14 protein-coding genes and 1 pseudogene are annotated in these 16451 nt (G+C 46.6%); 7 read left to right on the forward strand and 8 right to left on the reverse strand.

Annotated elements, in window-relative coordinates:
- Positions 1-20: 20 nt before the first annotated feature.
- Positions 21-1949 carry a GTPase family protein gene (locus RLO19_RS27095; protein ID WP_446360478.1) on the forward strand — a complete coding sequence of 643 codons (1929 nt, stop codon included), beginning with the start codon at positions 21-23 and terminating at the stop codon, positions 1947-1949.
- A gap of 25 nt (positions 1950-1974) precedes the next feature.
- Here RLO19_RS27095 and RLO19_RS27100 read toward each other — a convergent pair whose 3' ends face one another.
- Both RLO19_RS27100 and RLO19_RS27105 read right to left on the reverse strand, forming a co-directional pair.
- On the reverse strand, positions 1975-2439 hold the full coding sequence (locus RLO19_RS27100) for a DNA cytosine methyltransferase (RefSeq protein ID WP_446360479.1): 465 nt from the start codon (positions 2437-2439) through the stop codon (positions 1975-1977).
- Between the two features lie 63 nt (positions 2440-2502).
- On the reverse strand, positions 2503-2706 hold the full coding sequence (locus RLO19_RS27105; RefSeq protein WP_446360480.1) for a hypothetical protein: 204 nt from the start codon (positions 2704-2706) through the stop codon (positions 2503-2505).
- Between the two features lie 153 nt (positions 2707-2859).
- On the opposite strand from RLO19_RS27105, the gene RLO19_RS27110 reads away from it, so the two are divergent.
- Positions 2860-3489 carry a precorrin-8X methylmutase gene (locus RLO19_RS27110; RefSeq protein ID WP_446360481.1) on the forward strand — a complete coding sequence of 210 codons (630 nt, stop codon included), beginning with the start codon at positions 2860-2862 and terminating at the stop codon, positions 3487-3489.
- Between the two features lie 209 nt (positions 3490-3698).
- On the opposite strand, the gene RLO19_RS27115 is transcribed toward RLO19_RS27110, so the two are convergent.
- The gene (locus tag RLO19_RS27115; RefSeq protein ID WP_446360482.1) at positions 3699-4397 is read right to left on the reverse strand and encodes a phosphate ABC transporter permease; all 699 of its coding nucleotides are present in this window, start codon (positions 4395-4397) and stop codon (positions 3699-3701) included.
- 151 nt (positions 4398-4548) lie between these two features.
- Positions 4549-5376: a 4-hydroxy-tetrahydrodipicolinate reductase gene (dapB, locus tag RLO19_RS27120; RefSeq protein ID WP_446340029.1), complete on the reverse strand. Its 828-nt coding sequence runs from the start codon at positions 5374-5376 to the stop codon at positions 4549-4551.
- A 241-nt stretch (positions 5377-5617) separates the two neighbouring features.
- On the opposite strand from dapB, the gene RLO19_RS27125 reads away from it, so the two are divergent.
- The 4 genes from RLO19_RS27125 (at position 5618) to RLO19_RS27140 (ending at position 12568) form a co-directional block, all read left to right on the forward strand.
- On the forward strand, positions 5618-6082 hold the full coding sequence (locus RLO19_RS27125) for an ATP-dependent zinc protease family protein (protein ID WP_446360483.1): 465 nt from the start codon (positions 5618-5620) through the stop codon (positions 6080-6082).
- Positions 6083-6089: 7 nt separating this feature from the next.
- Positions 6090-6995, forward strand: a complete 906-nt coding sequence (rimK, locus tag RLO19_RS27130) for a 30S ribosomal protein S6--L-glutamate ligase (protein WP_446340034.1) — start codon at positions 6090-6092, stop codon at positions 6993-6995.
- A 172-nt stretch (positions 6996-7167) separates the two neighbouring features.
- Positions 7168-8124, forward strand: a complete 957-nt coding sequence (locus RLO19_RS27135) for a succinylglutamate desuccinylase/aspartoacylase family protein (RefSeq protein WP_446360484.1) — start codon at positions 7168-7170, stop codon at positions 8122-8124.
- A gap of 154 nt (positions 8125-8278) precedes the next feature.
- Positions 8279-12568 (forward strand): CHAT domain-containing protein, encoded by a 4290-nt coding sequence (locus RLO19_RS27140; RefSeq protein WP_446360485.1) that lies wholly within the window; start codon positions 8279-8281, stop codon positions 12566-12568.
- A 270-nt stretch (positions 12569-12838) separates the two neighbouring features.
- On the opposite strand, the gene RLO19_RS27145 is transcribed toward RLO19_RS27140, so the two are convergent.
- The 4 genes and pseudogenes from RLO19_RS27145 to RLO19_RS27160 all read right to left on the reverse strand — a co-directional run bounded on the left by RLO19_RS27145 (position 12839) and on the right by RLO19_RS27160 (position 15431).
- Positions 12839-13288: a helix-turn-helix domain-containing protein gene (locus tag RLO19_RS27145; RefSeq protein ID WP_446360486.1), complete on the reverse strand. Its 450-nt coding sequence runs from the start codon at positions 13286-13288 to the stop codon at positions 12839-12841.
- Positions 13242-13346: pseudogene (locus RLO19_RS27150) on the reverse strand (type II toxin-antitoxin system HigB family toxin); the annotation flags it as partial. The pseudogene RLO19_RS27150 and the gene RLO19_RS27145, both read right to left, overlap by 47 nt.
- 131 nt (positions 13347-13477) lie before the next feature.
- The gene (locus RLO19_RS27155; RefSeq protein ID WP_446360487.1) at positions 13478-14143 is read right to left on the reverse strand and encodes a class I SAM-dependent methyltransferase; all 666 of its coding nucleotides are present in this window, start codon (positions 14141-14143) and stop codon (positions 13478-13480) included.
- 37 nt (positions 14144-14180) lie between these two features.
- Positions 14181-15431, reverse strand: a complete 1251-nt coding sequence (locus RLO19_RS27160) for a DUF3747 domain-containing protein (protein ID WP_446360488.1) — start codon at positions 15429-15431, stop codon at positions 14181-14183.
- A 248-nt stretch (positions 15432-15679) separates the two neighbouring features.
- Here RLO19_RS27160 and RLO19_RS27165 point away from each other — a divergent pair, with 248 nt between their 5' ends.
- Complete coding sequence (locus tag RLO19_RS27165) at positions 15680-16450, forward strand: hypothetical protein (RefSeq protein ID WP_446360499.1); 771 nt, start codon at positions 15680-15682, stop codon at positions 16448-16450.
- The last annotated feature ends 1 nt before the right edge of the window (position 16451 follow it).

Consider the following 16451-nt stretch of genomic DNA (forward strand, 5'->3'; position numbering starts at 1 on the left):
TCTGTGGCAGGGATTAGACAATGGTGCGATTAAAAACGTGGCAATGGATCGTATTGGCAATGCCGATCGCGTCCATCATTATATTCTTACTCCTATCGGCAGGTTGGCAAATCCACGAATGGGGGATTAATTGGATCTGGGCTATCTTTATCCTGATCTTCGCGGGTTGGCGTTGGCTGCTGGTGAAATGGACCGGATCAACCCTCGATCAAGTAGAAGCCGCCGTGGCGGAGGTTAGGGATCAACTTGACGCCACCACAGAGGAAACAACCACCTTAAGAGCCACCGATGAGGCGACTCAAACCGCCGAAACCGCCCTGCAAACGGTGCTGAAAAAGGCACAGGATGATCCGCCGATGTGGGAAGATTGGCAAAGGTTTTGGCAACGATGTCAGGAACTTGTTATCGCCATCGCCCATATCTATCAGCCAGAGGCGAAATATCCCTTACTCAATATCTACATTCCCCAAGCTTACGGGTTAATTCGGGGAACGGTGGATGACTTGGATCAGTGGATGCAGAAATTATCGCCGGCGCTGAATCAAGTAACCGTGGGACAGGGATTACAAGCCTATAAAGTGTACCAGAAATTGGAACCCTCCGCCCGCAAACTTTGGCAAGCCTGGAGTTGGGCGCAGTGGGTAATGAATCCAGTGGCGGCGCTAGCAAGACTTGCGAGTCAGCGTTCGAGTAATCAAGCCACCCAGCAACTGTTGGTAAATTTAGGACAAATGCTGCGAGAAGCGGCGTTAAAGAACTTATCTCGACAAGCGATCGCGCTTTATAGTGGAAGTAACCCACCGGGTTCAGCTACCATCTCCCCACCCAAACCCCAACTCCCCCAGGTAAAAACCAAAACCCTGCGGGATATCCTCGAACAAGCCCAACCCGTGGAAGCGGTTGCACAAAAGCCGGTGAGTATATTACTGGTAGGGCGTACTGGATCAGGTAAAAGTAGCCTAATTAATACATTATTCCAGGCAGACCGTGCCGAAGTCGATGTCTTACCCAGTACCGAAACGATACAGAATTACCACTGGCAAACCCCAACCGGAGAAACCCTGACGCTGTGGGATACGCCGGGATATGAACAAGTCAACCGATCCGATTTACGGGACTTGGTACTCGATTATGCCACGAACGCCGATTTACTGCTACTGGTAACCCCCGCCCTCGATCCGGCGCTACAAATGGATGCGGAGTTTCTCCAGGAAATCGAAGCCGATATTGAAGACTTACCGGCGATTACCATTGTCACCCAAGTTGATCGCCTGCGCCCGATCCGAGAATGGCAACCCCCTTATGATTGGCAATGGGGTGAAGGTAGCAAAGAAAAAGCGATTCGGGAAGCGACAGAGTATCGCGCCCAGAGTTTAGGGAAATGGTGCGATCGCGTGTTACCTGTGGTGACGGCTGATGTGAAAACCGGGCGCACCCCTTGGAATATCGAGGCGCTATCGTTAGGATTAGTTGACGCGATCGCACCTGCTAAACAACTGCGTCTAGCCCGCTTTTTGCGAAACCGAGAAGCCCGCTTGGTAGAAGCGGCTAAAATCATTGACCATTATACATTTCAGATGGCAACGACTCAGGGGTTAGCGGCGTTTCTCAAAAGTCCGGTGCTACAGTTTGTCTCCACATTAACAACCGGATCTCCCACATTAGCCTTTGCCCTAGCTGAACAAATTCCCGTCGAACAGTTACCTGTGGTGATTGGTAAATTACAGATGGCGTATGACTTATTCGCCTTACTGAATGAGGGAGATACGCCGAACAAATTTGATTTGCGATCGCTTTGGTCATTATTATTAGATAATTCCTCTTCTCCCGATCGCAATGCCTGGGCATTTGGTCACGCCTTGGTAGAATATTGGACACAGCATTTAAGTATTGAACAATTACGAGAAAAGTTTAAATTCTATCTCAACCAACAAGAAAACTCCCAGTAGGTGAACAAGGGGAAAAAATGACGGTTCAAGATGATCGTCGAGAATGACGACCGGCTACAGAAAAGGGTTGACAGGGTGGACCACCATGAATAATATCAACTAAGCCTCGATAGTTTCGCCAGTTTACCAGGGTAACATCCCCGGATTCACCGGCAAACACCTTCCATTCGGGTCGAACGTTCTTCAGAGTAACACTCGATTCAGGTAAAATATCGTAAGATGCAACATGGGTAAATCCAGCGCGATCAAAGCCCAGATCTAGACCGCCACCACCACTGAATAAAGAGAGCGATCGCAAACCGTTCTTAGCTAATTGTGGCATTAGATAGTCAGGATTGAGCCGAGGTACGTTAATCGGATGAATTGGAGTTCGTCCCTCACCCCGAACAGCTTTGGCTTTGGCTCGACTCGACGCCTGAGAACGTTTCCGGTAAACCTCTCGTTCCTCGTCAGTGATGTCCCAACCTTGATGCCAAGATGATGCTGCCATAAATGGGTCTTGAATATCTAGTCAATCGATTATAAACGTTTATTTTCTGAGCAAAAATACCTGCTAAAACAATGAAAGCGGCAATATCATCCAGATGGCTCCTGGTGACAGGTTGGCTAGTTTACAGGATAAGCGATGGTGCAGGCTCCCTCGGATAAATCGCGAGGGATGAAACTGAGCGAGGCGTTTAGCTCGCTCGCCACTTGAGTTGCGAGTTTTTCCCACTATGCTATGCTGATAATAGCGGTAAAGTAACTTGTATGACACGCTACATTATTCCTTACTAGGCAGAGTGAGCGATCGCGAAAGTTTTCGGTCTACTGAATGTCAGAATAGTCTGATAAGCTATCTAGGAAGCTGACTTAGGGTCAGCCCTAAAGTTGTCACGGCTCAAAAATCGGGTTGGCATTGAGAGACACCATGGAATGGCACGGAACAGATGCTCAAAGTTTGGCAATTATCGATCGCGAAATTGGCGCTCATACCTTTTCACCCGCCGAGTACGAAATTGTGCGCCGGGTGATTTATGCCACAGCCGACTTTGAGTATCAAAAGCTAATTCGCTTTTCCGAACGTGCCTTACAAGCCGGTGCAGCGGCGCTAGCGGCTCGTACTACCATTGTGGTTGATGTGCCGATGGTACAGGTGGGAATTACGCCTCACATCCAAGAAACCTTTGCCAATCCCGTCTATTGCAGCATGGAAGCCATCACGCGCCCCCAAAAAGAAAAGACAAAAGCGGCTTGGGGAATTCAAACCCTAGCCAGACGCTACCCAGAGGGGATTTTTGTGGTAGGGCAAGCGCAAACGGCGCTAACGGCTTTGGTGGAATTGATTGAAGCAGAAGAAATCCGCCCCGCACTTGTTATTGGTACGCCTTCAGGATTTGTTGAGGTGGATGTTGCTAAATCCCGACTCGAAGACTCCTTAGTGCCTAATATTCGCATAGAAGGGCGCAAAGGTTCATCGGTTGTGGGGGCGGCTATTGTTAATGGACTGGTAGACTTAGCATGGCAGGCGTATGGGCAGGATAGTGCCGGTGTCAGTTGAATTCTGGTGCGTGAGCGTGGGGAAGTTTTGACCCTTCACTCCGCTCATCTGGTATGGCGCCTCTCGTGTGTAGGGGCGGGTTTTACTGCTATCGTTTCTTTCCTTACCCAGATGTAACTCGCGCCCGCCCTGACTAATGCAGCGTACTTCCCCAGCTAAGAGACGTAGCATGCTACGTCTCTACAGGCTCCCCCGGCTTACCCATCCCCTCAACGTCGGCGACGGCGAGTCTTAACCACACGCTTAGCTGGATAATCATCCTCCTCGGCTTGAGTTAACTTGCGACTAACTTGGTTAAACACATCATGCTGTAAGTAAGGATAGTCACTTACCCAGATATTCAAACGAGGAATATAAATATCACTGCTTTTGGCAATACGGGATAAATCAGGCTGATTAGACATCACCACCATCTGGGCAATTTGACCGGCAACAATGCCTTTGTGAGTGCGGCGTAGAGGGACTTGTAGAAGCGTGGTAAATCCAGTCTCGTCACCGACTTCTAGATTAAGGCATCGCTCCCGATTTTCCACAATCACCAACTCACCCCGATTGTTGACATTTTCTTCAGTACCAATCAATTCTTCGGTGACAAATACATCCAATACTCGACCTTGCCAGAAGCCGCTATATTTATAGCGACGTACCTCCAGATTACGCCGACTTGCCCAGTAGACAGGACTCCAAAACCAGTACAACCCAGTGATAATAACTAAGAGAAAGCGTAAGGGATCAAACCCCTCACCCAAAAAGAGTCCTAAGAGCAATACGACGACTACGGCGACAACCGAAATCAGCAGTCGCCTTAAAAACTCTGGGAACTTACCCCAGTAGTAAGAATACTGGGGAGCTGTCGCAATCAAGGGAATGATTTGCTCAAATGTCTGGCGGGTAAGTGGTACTAGCATGGGTTTTAGTCATGAGTTTTGGTCATTGGTCATTGGTCATTGGTCATTGGTCAGTCAAACAACTTGTCACATTGAATACTTGGAAAAAACAAAAGACGTAGCTTGCTTCTTTTCGAGAGCAAGTATGACAAAGGGTGAATGACGAATAACATTACAATATTTTATCTAATCCGTAGATGAGAGATTTGAGCTGAGTTACCTTGCGAATGGCAAGCAAGACTCCTGGCATATAACAAGAGCGATCGCTGGTATCATGACGCAGGGTGTAGATTTGACCAGTAGCACCAAAGATAACTTCTTGGTGAGCGATTAAACCGGGTAAGCGGACACTGTGAATGCGAATGTTGTCATTGGCGACACTCCCCCTAGCCCCGGCTAGTTTTTCCGTTTCTTCTACCGTAGCTGGATTATAGGTTTTGCCCAATCCGGCTAATTGTTGAGCAGTTTGAATCGCTGTACCGCTTGGGGCGTCAGCTTTTTGATTGTGGTGGAGTTCGATAATTTCAACGTGGTCAAAGTAGTGGGAGGCTTGGATGGCGGCTTGTTGCAATAAGACCATACCAATGGAAAAATTGGGAATAATTAAGGCACCTGTGGTGGCTTTTTCGGCAAACTCACCCAAGTCTTGGATTTGATCACTCGTGAGTCCAGTTGTGCCGACAACCGGACGAACCCCATAAGCAATCGCGGTGCGGACATTCTCATAAACGCTGTCAGGGTGGGTAAAATCCACCATCACCCCCTGCACTTTTTCCTGAGTCGCCATGACTAGGGTTGCTTGCAGGTCATTCAGAATGGGAATTTCCAATGCACCACAACCCGCGACTTCCCCAACATCTTGACCCATATAGTGCGGGTTGCTATCGACAGCACCAATTAAGGTCATATCTTCGGCTTGACTGATTGCCTTAATCACTTCACGACCCATTTTACCCGCCGCACCGTTGACAACAACGGGGATGGGAGATGCATTTGACATGGTTTTGCTTTATCCTTGAGACTCGTCAAGGGAATTTTAGCTTCTTTTGGCGATAGGCGGCGTTGTATAACACAATAGTAGGGGCACGGCATTGCCGTGCCCTTACAGGTATTGCCTGCCGTGCCCTTACAGGTATTGCCTGCCATGCCCCTACAGGTATTGCCGTGCCCCTACAGATAACGCCAGCAGCGCCAATAAAACGTAAGTGTTTTCCCTATTCCAGCAAGTGTAAACAAAATTGATGTCCAAGTCCTTATCTATTATCGGCTGGCGAGAACGAGTTGCCTTGCCTAATTTAGGAATTTCCCAGATCAAAGCTAAAATTGATACCGGAGCGCGTTCCTCCGCCTTACACGCTTTTGATGTAGAAACCTTCTCATGGGATGGCAAAACCCGGGTTCGGTTCAAAGTCCATCCCTACCAACGGGATAATCATCGCACTGTCTGTGCTGAAGCTGAACTGATTGACCAGCGACAGGTTCGCAATTCTGGGGGTCACGCCCAGTTACGACCCGTCATCCAAACTATGGTAGAACTAAACGGGGAGCGCTGGTTGATTGAACTCACTCTGACTAACCGAGATGTCATGGGATTCCGGATGCTGCTGGGGCGTCAAGCTATCCGCAAACGTTTTTTAGTCGATGCGGGTCGGTCTTTTGTCCAAAGTTCAACCGGGAAGCGCAAAGTTAAGCAAACGACTCTATAGTTCTGGTATGAAAATAGCTATCTTGTCCCAAGATGCTTCGCTATATTCCACGCGACGCCTCAAGGAAGCGGGGGAAGCGCGGGGTCATGACATGCGGGTGATTAATTACCTGCGCTGTTATATGAATATTACGTCTCATAAGCCAAAAGTTGTGTATCAAGGGCAAGTTTTGGAACAGTTGGATGCGATTATTCCTCGCATCGGTGCGTCTAAGACGTTCTATGGGACGGCTGTGGTGCGCCAATTTGAAGTGATGGGTGTGTTTACGGCGAATGAATCCCAAGCCATTTCTCGTTCCCGCGATAAGTTGCGCTGTCTTCAGATTCTCTCCCGTGAAGGTGTGGGACTTCCGGTGACTGGGTTTGCTCACTCCACTCAAGATATTGATGGGTTAATTGACATCGTTGGCGGTGCGCCTCTGGTGATTAAATTGCTGGAAGGGACTCAAGGGATTGGTGTGGTTTTGGCAGAAACTCATCAAGCGGCGAAGTCGGTGATTGAAGCGTTTCGCGGTTTAGATGCCAATATTTTGGTGCAGGAGTTTATTAAAGAAGCTGGGGGTATGGATATTCGCTGCTTTGTGATTGATAACAAAGTCGTGGCGTCGATGAAGCGACAAGGCGCACCCGGGGAATTTCGTTCTAATCTGCATCGAGGTGGTAATGCTGAAAAAATTAAGTTAACTCCAGAGGAACGCAGTACGGCGGTACGGGCGGCGAAAGCGATGGGATTAAGAGTTGCGGGTGTGGATTTGTTGCGCTCTAATCATGGTCCTGTGGTGATGGAAGTTAACTCATCTCCTGGTTTAGAAGGAATTGAAAACGCTACGGGTGTGGATGTGGCGGGGAAAATTATTGAATTTTTGCAAAAAAATGCAGCATCAGGAAAAACGCGCGATCGCATTCAGTATTAATCTTAGGGAACAGGGAACAGGGAACAGGGAACAGGCAATAGTGAATTCTAGAACTCAAACCTTAGTCAGGGCGGGTTTAGTTAAGTTATGGGTTTTCTCCTAAACGTTATCGGTAAAACCCGCCCCTACACAATCAAAAAGACGCGCCATGGCACGTCTGGAACATTGAACTGTGAATCATGAAACTATAACAATTGGTGGGATTAGTGTTGCACCCGGAGAACGGAAATGCACAGAAATTCCGGTCGCCCGCCTACCGACGCAAACGCTGCTCTCGTTACCGGTTACTGTGATTAATGGCGTTGAGGCTGGACCACGACTGTGGATTAGTGCGGCGATTCATGGCGATGAAATTAATGGGGTGGAAATTATTCGTCAAGTCTTAGAACGGATTAATCCGTCTCAGCTTCAGGGTATCCTGATTGCGGTGCCAATTGTTAATGTTTTTGGCTTTATTGAACAATCGCGTTATTTGCCCGATCGCAGAGATTTAAATCGTTCTTTTCCTGGTTCCCCCCGTGGTTCTTTAGCCTCTCGTTTGGCGGATTTGTTTATGACTGAAGTGGTGAGTCGCTGTACCCATGGGATTGACTTGCACACGGCGGCTCAACATCGCACGAATTTACCGCAAATTCGGGCGAATTTGGATGACCCTGATACTTATTACTGTGCTAAAGCTTTTGCTGCACCCCTGCTGATGCATTCAACAATGCGTGATGGCTCTTTGCGCCAAGCGGCGACGCAGCGAGGTATCCCGATCCTTGTGTATGAGGGGGGTGAGGCGTTGCGATTTGACCCGGATGCGATCGCAATCGGTGTAGACGGTATCCTACGGATGATGGTGGGGTTAAATATGATTGAGTTGGCGCTTCCTCATTCTTTGCACCCATCATTAGAAGTTAAGGAAAGTAAGTGGGTACGAGCGCCCCGTAGTGGGATTTTGCGTCTTAATGTTCGATTAGGTCAGCGAGTTGACAAAAAGCAAGTTTTATGTATTGTTTCTGATGCCTTTGGTGAGAATAGCACTAAAGCCTATGCGCCCTTTGATGGCTTAGTTATTGGTCACACGCAGAATCCATTGGTGAATCAGGGCGATGGGATTTTGCATTTAGCGGTTTTGAGTGATTAGGGAACAGGCAGCAGGGACTAAAAGATTAAACAAATCATTGTAAACTGTTACATTATAAATTGTTTTAGCGTTTTTTAGAGTTTTGTTGCTAGAGGAAAAATAATGAATAAAAATGGGATAAAATTCAGTCTGTTTGTGCCAGGGAATTAACCTGATGAAAGCGGCTCAGTGGTGCTTAATCTACCTGTTGACTCTTTTTGCTGGAACGGTAAGACTGGTAACGGTTGATCCAGTTTTAGCTCAATCGATTACTCAAGCCAATGATGGTACAGGAACAACGGTCACTCCAAATGACAACCAGTGGGATATTGAAGGTGGCAGTTTGTCGAGTGATGGGAGGAATTTATTCCACAGTTTCCAAGAGTTTGGCATTGATTCGGGTCAAATTGCTAACTTTCTGGCAAGTCCGAATCTGAGAAATATTCTGGGACGAGTTATGGGGGGAAATCCCTCCATTATTAACGGGTTGATTCAGGTAACCGGGGGAACGGCAAACTTATATTTAATGAATCCGGCGGGAATTGTTTTTGGGGCTGATGCTCAACTCAATGTTCCGGCTGATTTTACGGTAACGACGGCGACAGGAATTGGGTTTGGCAATCACTGGTTTAATGCCTTTGGTGATAATAATAATTATCCAGACTTGGTAGGAAATCCCAATCAATTTGCCTTTGACTTATCCCAAGGGGGAATAATTATTAATGCGGGTGAATTGGCGGTTGAACCCGGACGGGATTTAGCGCTACTGGGTGGACAAGTCGTGAATACGGGAGAGCTGACAGCATCCGGGGGAACGATTACAATCATGGCTGTGCCAAATTCTAGTTTGGTGAAAATCTCCCAACCGGGACAAGTTTTAAGTTTCGAGGTGGAGTTACCAAGGAATAATGGGGGGTTAGCGTTACCCAAAAATCCTCTGGATTTAGCCGCGTTGTTAACGGGTTCAGGCAATAGGGTGGAAACTGGGGTAGAGGTAACTGCATCGGGAGAGATACAGACGGATTCTGGGGGGATTATACCAACTCAGGTTGGGGTTGCGATCGCGTCAGGAAAAGTTGAGTCAGGTACAGGTAATATTTCGATGTTGGGAATTGGCGGAACTGAAGAGAATACTATCTTAGGTATTCCCGGTATTCAAATTAGTCAGGGTAGCCGCTTAGAAGCCATCGGACAAGGCACAATTACCCTCAACGGTACAGGGGGAAGTGGCGGCAATTTTAGCGAAGGTAATAATCGAGGTAATCGGGGAATCTCGATTGAAAACGCTACAGTATCTTCCCAAGATGGCACTATTCATCTCATCGGTACTGGGGGTTCTGGAGACAATGGCTTACATTATGGGGTGACGATTGGGAATCAGGGGGGAAGTGTTCAATCAACAGGAACGGGAATGATTAGGGTTGAGGGGATTGGAGGAAATGGAGGAGAAGGAACGTTACATGGTAGCCAAGGAATAAAACTTGACCAAGAGGGTTTAGTTAGTACCCGAGATGGGGATATTCAGTTTGTTGGTAAGGGAGGAACTGGGGCGAATCAGTATCAACATGGTGTTGAACTGTTTCGGAATTCTCGGATTGAAGTGACGGGAACAGGAAATATTACGATTGAGGGAATAGCTGGTACAGGAATAACAGAAAATCATGGGATTCGGGTTCAGGAAATAGATCCTAACGTGAGTAACCCGTCTCGGATTATCGCTAGAGATGGTGCGATTATTCTAACTGGTGTGGGGAATGGAACAGGAGACAGTAACTATGGCATTGATTTAAGAGGCGGTGGTATAGAGAAAACTGGTGGAGGACGTATAACCTTAGAGGGAATCGGTGCTAATAATGCAGCCGGGATTAATGTGCAAGATGGTTTTATTCAAGCCAGGGGAACGGGAGAGAGTACAACAACCTTGATTGCGGCTCAGATTCGGGTCGTTGGTGCTCCAAATATCCCGCAAACGCCACAAATTCAAGGGACAGGAACGGTGGTGTTATCCCCCCTTGACCCGACTGTAAATATAACAATTGGAGATACAACCAATAGTAATAGTAATACCTGGAATCTGGATATCGATAAACTGAATCTATTCCAAGAGGGATTTGAGCAACTTGTGATTGGTGGGGAAGATCATCAGGGTACAATTACATTGACAGATGATATCATGTTTAAAGTCCCCGTAATTTTGCGATCGCTAGTTGGTGCAGGGGCAATTGATACCACAGGTTTTACCCTGACTGGCACTCAGGATGCCACGATTACCCTACAAGCTAATCAAAGCATCACCACGGGTACTATTATCAATCCAGGTCGTGGGATTACCCTAACAAGTAATGGTTCGATTGATACCCGTGCTGGAATCCTTGATAGTCATGATCAAACCAGCAATGGGGGAGCGATTACTCTAACTTCTGTTAGGGATATTACCACAGGAGATATTGATACCAGTTCCGGTGGAAATGGTCAAGGTGCAACCATCACTTTAACCAGTCGTGATGGAGAAATTATCACGAATGATCTCAACAGTTCTGGATTCAGTGGTGGTGATATTTTAATTAACGCGGCGACGGCAATTACAACGGGAAAAATTAATAGCAGTGGTACTATCAGCGATGGTGGTAATGTTACTTTAGACCCCATTGGCGATATTCAAGTTACATTTATCAACGCCCAAGGGGGAAATAATGGTCAAGGGGGTCAAGTTGATAGTACGGCTGGTCAATTTTTCCGCGCCACGGGAACATTTATTGACCGGAATGGGATTAACGCTAGCATCTCTACGGCTGGGGGATTGGGTGGAGATTCTATCACGCTCAGACATGGTGGAAATGGTGTCATTCCCTTTATCGTGAGTGATGAGATAACCAATGGAACCAGGGGAACAATTACCAGTGGCGATTTCACGATTTCCCCAACTCAATCCTTTCTGTTTACTCAGAAGGTAGGTAATATTCAGATTATCAGCGTTGATTCTCCATCCATTCCAGCGATGCCGCCGACTTCGGATATAGAGTCTCCCATTCCGGTAACTCCACCAATTTTGATTTTGGAGTCTCCCATTCCAGTAACTCCACCAATTTTGATTCCGGAGACTCCCACTTCACAAACCAATCCTGCTATCAATCCGGTTAATTTACTCAAACCTCTGACTGAACCCACGTTACCTCCCGACAAAAACGAACCGCCGGAAATCGAAATTGACACCCAGGTTGCCAAATGGGAAGAATCATTAACCCGTGACTATGAAACCTATTTAGGACTCAATGATACTTCCATTCTAACTCTGGCAGATGCCCGGGCAACTTTACATCGTATCGAACAAGCTACAGGGGCGAAACCTGCGCTTATCTACGCTATTTTTGTACCCACCACAATTACCAGTCAAGATAGTCAATCCTCAACTGATGAATCTCCCTCACGAAATAGTGATCAATTAGAAATTATCCTCGTCACTGCGAATGGGCAACTCATACGCCGCCCTATACCCGGTGCAACCCGCGAAAAAGTAATGGATACCGCCAACAAATTACGTCGCGCCGTTACCGATACTCACATCCCTCATCCCTATGAAAGTTATGCCCAACAGCTTTATCAGTGGTTAATTGCCCCCTTAGAAACAGAATTAAAGACGCAAGAAATTAATAATCTAGCCTTCATTATGGATCAGGGATTGCGTTCCCTACCCTTGGCGGTTTTGCATGATGGGGAAAAATTTATAATTGAACAATATAGTATTGGTTTCATGCCTAGCCTTTCTCTCACCGATACCCGCTATCGAGATGTGAGAAATTTGCAGGTTTTAGCCATGGGTGCGTCCCAATTTACAGATCAAAACCCATTACCGGCTGTACCTACTGAATTATCCGCGATCGCGACTCAATTATGGCAGGGGAAATCGTTCCTCAATGAAACCTTTACCGCCGCCAATTTGAAAACAGTGCGGGCATCCCATCCCTTTGGTATCATCCATTTAGCTACCCATGGCGAATTTAAACCCGGTAAGCCAAATTCTTCCTATATTCAGTTTTGGGATAGTAAACTTAAACTGAGTGATATCCGCCAGTTGGGATTACATGATCCCACCGTTGAACTGATGGTATTAAGTGCCTGTCGGACGGCTTTAGGGGATGAAGAGGCGGAGTTAGGATTTACAGGGTTAGCGGTACAAGCTGGGGTTAAATCCGCCCTGGGAAGTTTATGGTATGTCAGTGATGAAGGTACCTTAGGGTTAATGACTAACTTCTATGAACAATTACAGCAAGCGTCTCTGAAATCAGAGGCATTGCGACAGGCACAATTAGCCATGATTCGGGGACAAGTGCGATTGGAAGGGGGTTACTTGATCACACCAAATCGTCGCATTGCCTTACCGCCAGAATTAGCTAATTTGCCAGATAAGGAATTAACTCATCCGTATTATTGGAGTGCTTTTACCTTAGTGGGAAGTCCATGGTAATAAAGTTTTGAGTCTTATAGCAATTTCCGGTTTGATGCGATACATCATTAAGGGCGCAAGCTTTGCGCCCCTACATTGCCCCTACATTTAGGTGTACCTCACACGTTGGCAAAGCGCTATAACCCTTCACGTCAGAAAGAGGGCATTTTTTTAGGGGCTCTTTTCACTACTATCGTTTCTTCCTTTACCCAGATGTAACTCGCGCCCGCCCTGACTGAGGAATGCGATCGCCTATCTTGTAAGTTGGATTCCGTTCCTGGTATCATTGACTTATTTGCCAAAGTCTTTAGCCGTCAGGGAAAGTCCAGGACTCAAATCATTAAACAACTTAGCTAGAGACTCAGCTTGAGATTTGCTAATTTCCCTTTCACCATTAACAATCTCCCTGACAAGCTCAAGAGAACCAAAAATCTCCACCAAAGTAGCAGGTTGCACGTCAAACTCGTGCATTAGGGACTCCATTGTAGCGACAAGAGTAGACTTACCCATCGGATAATGTTGAGCCTCGTAAGTTTCAATGAGAAAAACCAACAAATCAAAAAGCATCGTTTCCGCTTCTGTCAACTCACCCGACATCATCCCCTCTACTATACTCAAGGCTCTCTGATACTCCGCCTCGGTTTTAATGAGCTTAGGCTGATACTGAATTAGTAAGTCAGCATAGTTTTTTTCACTAGAAGTAGGGATCATTTTTCCACCTTTCCTTATCGTATTCAGCATGAGTCATAATATATTTAATAAAAATTGTCTGCCGGGAATATCTAATATCCACAATCAGTTATCGTTCCTAGATCAGTCGGCATAATTATAGGTCGTCATTTGTCTTGAGTAGAGACGTTGCATGCAACGTCTCTACATAAATATGCGACGTCTCTACATAAATAATCTGTCCTAACAGTGTTGGCGGATCTAACGCCGCTTCAATGCCAAAGTCAGTCCATCAGCAATAGGGACTAAACTCAAGATAACCCCTTCATCTTGACTGATGGCTTGGTTAAATGCCCGAATCGCGGCTGTATTTTTATCTTGAACCTGAGAATCAGCCACTCGCCCCCCCCACAAGACATTATCAATGGCAATTAAACCACCCGGACGAATTAATTGCCGCGATCGCTCATAATATGCCAGATAATTTACTTTATCGGCATCAATAAAAGCAAAATCAAAACTTCCAGCTTGCCCTGCTGCCAATAAGTCGTCTAATGTCTCTAAAGCAGGCGCTAATCGCAAATCTATTTTATCCGATACTCCGGCTGCGTCCCAATATCGGCGGGCAATAGCGGTATAGCCTTCACTCACATCACAGGCGACAATTTTGCCATCCTCTGGTAGCGCTAATGCTACGGCTAAAGCACTATAGCCCGTAAATACGCCAATTTCTAAGGCTTTCTTGGCACCCATAAGCTGAACCAACAATGCCATAAACTGCCCTTGTTCCGGGGCTATTTGCATTGTGCTATCTGGATGGGTGGCAGTTTCTTGCCGTAATTTTTGCAGGATATCGGGTTCTCGCAATGAAACCGATAACAAATATTTGTAGAGTTGGGTATCTAAACCCAGGGTTTTATTAGACATAGGCAACAATGACATAAGACATAAGACATAAGACAAATTATTTAACACAATTGAGCATTCGCACCGTAGCCGCCGCCGCATAATTCCGTTGGGCTTGGCTATTTGGAGAAAAAGCATTCCCCCTTTCATTCAAAGGAGACGCAACTCGGCAATAGGCAGACATTTGGGTAATTAGCGCATCTGCCCAATGACCTTGAGTATCGCTAAACTGTAAAGCAGACTGATTCCCCGTAAGCGTCGGTTGCTGACCTTGAAGGCTTAAAGCAAACTCCGCCGCCCGCCGTTCCATTGCCATCAGTTCAGCACGAGTCACGGGTTGTGTGGGTCGAAATCGCCCATCGGCATAGCCACTGATGATATTATTATCCCGCGCCCATTGAATCTTTGCTGCACTCCACCGGGATGGATCAACATCGGGATAAGGGCGAGATAAGACTTGAGTCGGAAGTTGTAGATTGGCGTTGGGGAGTTGATTCAGGGCTTCAAAAATAATCGAAACCAATTGTTCACGGGTTAAAACCGCTTGCGGTCTGAACGTGTTATCCTCTCTAAATCCAGCGATAAATCCCATTGCCACGGCTTGCTGAATTTCATTGGCATAAATATCATTGGCAATATCTGGAAATGTCACCATTGTACCGCCGCCTGTACCGGAACCGGAACCTGGATTAGAACCTGTACCGGAACCGGAACCTGGGTTAGAACCTGTACCGGAACCGGAACCTGTACCAATACTACTTAAGGGTTGACTATTTGCCAGATAAATATGACCCAAAGGTTTACCTTGATAGGAACGGCGGGCAAATTCCCAACCGGGTTCTAAGAGTATTTTGACAAACCCATTGGCTAACCCTTGGGTTCTACCCACCACAATATCTGGTGCATTGCGATCGCGGCTATTCGTCCCCACCAGTACCAATTCGCCATCGCGTCTGACGATTCTTAGTAGATAATCTAATCCCAAATCTTGACCCGCCACGCGGATCGAATACCCATTACTATCCGTGCTACGTCCGCAAATTCCAGTAAAGTCAAAGTTCAATAATAGTGGATCGACGATAACCGGATTACTCCCACTTTCACTCCAACAATCCCGCGCATTAGTTTTTTGTTCAATAATCAGCAGTTGATGGGAACTCTCGCCAAAGGGTGCTGCAATAGCAATAAATTTATTTTGTTCAACCGGAATTTGCTCAAATGTCGCCGCGACTGATTTATTGGCGATTAGGCTAGATAGGGCGATCGTGGCTAGGGTGGCTACTTGTGTGAAAAATGCACGCTTTCTCATCTGTTCCGCTTCAATCCTTTTAGGTGTGTAGTCCTTCAACCAGTTTTTAATGCACAACGTCTGTGATGACTCTGCTATGTAAAAGTTTCCCAGATTCCCCAAAATTTTGCGTATCCTTAATATCTCTTAACAATGAACCTCACAGTTCAACGGTTGTGAAACAACAGAAACTATCACAAGCTCAACCCCTGTTCCTGGAATCCCTAAGCATGATCGGGGAAAAGGTTTCACATTTGCAGGTTATAGGTATGTTCTTTAACTTTATCGGATGGAGTGCCGCCTTGGGAATCATCACCCTACTCCTATTTGGCATACTGCAATGGTTGCATATCAGTGCGGGTCATTTTCTGGATTGGGTGATTGGAGTGGCTAGCTTTTGGTGGCTTTTGGTGGTTGTGACAGTTCCCTGGAATGTCTACTTTGAAGCCAAGTCTGTTTTGGTAGATGGGGAGCAATCGGCGGAAAAAGGGATTCAGATTGACGCCAAACAAGTTAATTATGCCAAAGTTGTGGCAACGCGATCGCTCACTGTTGCCATTGCTTTACATATTCTATCTACTCTCGGACTTTACACCCTAGCGGCTACGGGAATTAGTGCGGTGGGTTATATTAGTTCTGGTGCGGCATTGTTGTTAACCGTCTTACGTCCAACGATCCGACTCTACGAATATTTAGCCACCCGTTTAGCGATGATTCGCCAAGAATTTAAGTATCCCCGTGAGGATGTTTATCAATTGCGCGATCGCGTGATGATTTTAGAACAGAATATTGACCAGATACAACCCCAACTCGATCCAGAAAATGAGCATTCTTGGGTGGCGAAGCAGAATCGTAACTGGGAACAAACGCGCAAAGATGTCGCCCGTCTGGGTGCTTCTTTAGATCAACTCGAAGCCCAGAATGAGGCTGAACACAAGCGTTTAGCGCGGGAAGCCCAACAAGCGATCGCTCAATTAACCACAGACAGTCAATTCCTGGATCACGTTCGGGAAATTATCCGGTTTTTCAAGACAGCCTAAT

The organism is Coleofasciculus sp. G2-EDA-02 (assembly GCF_040226375.1).
GTDB lineage: Bacteria > Cyanobacteriota > Cyanobacteriia > Cyanobacteriales > Coleofasciculaceae > Coleofasciculus.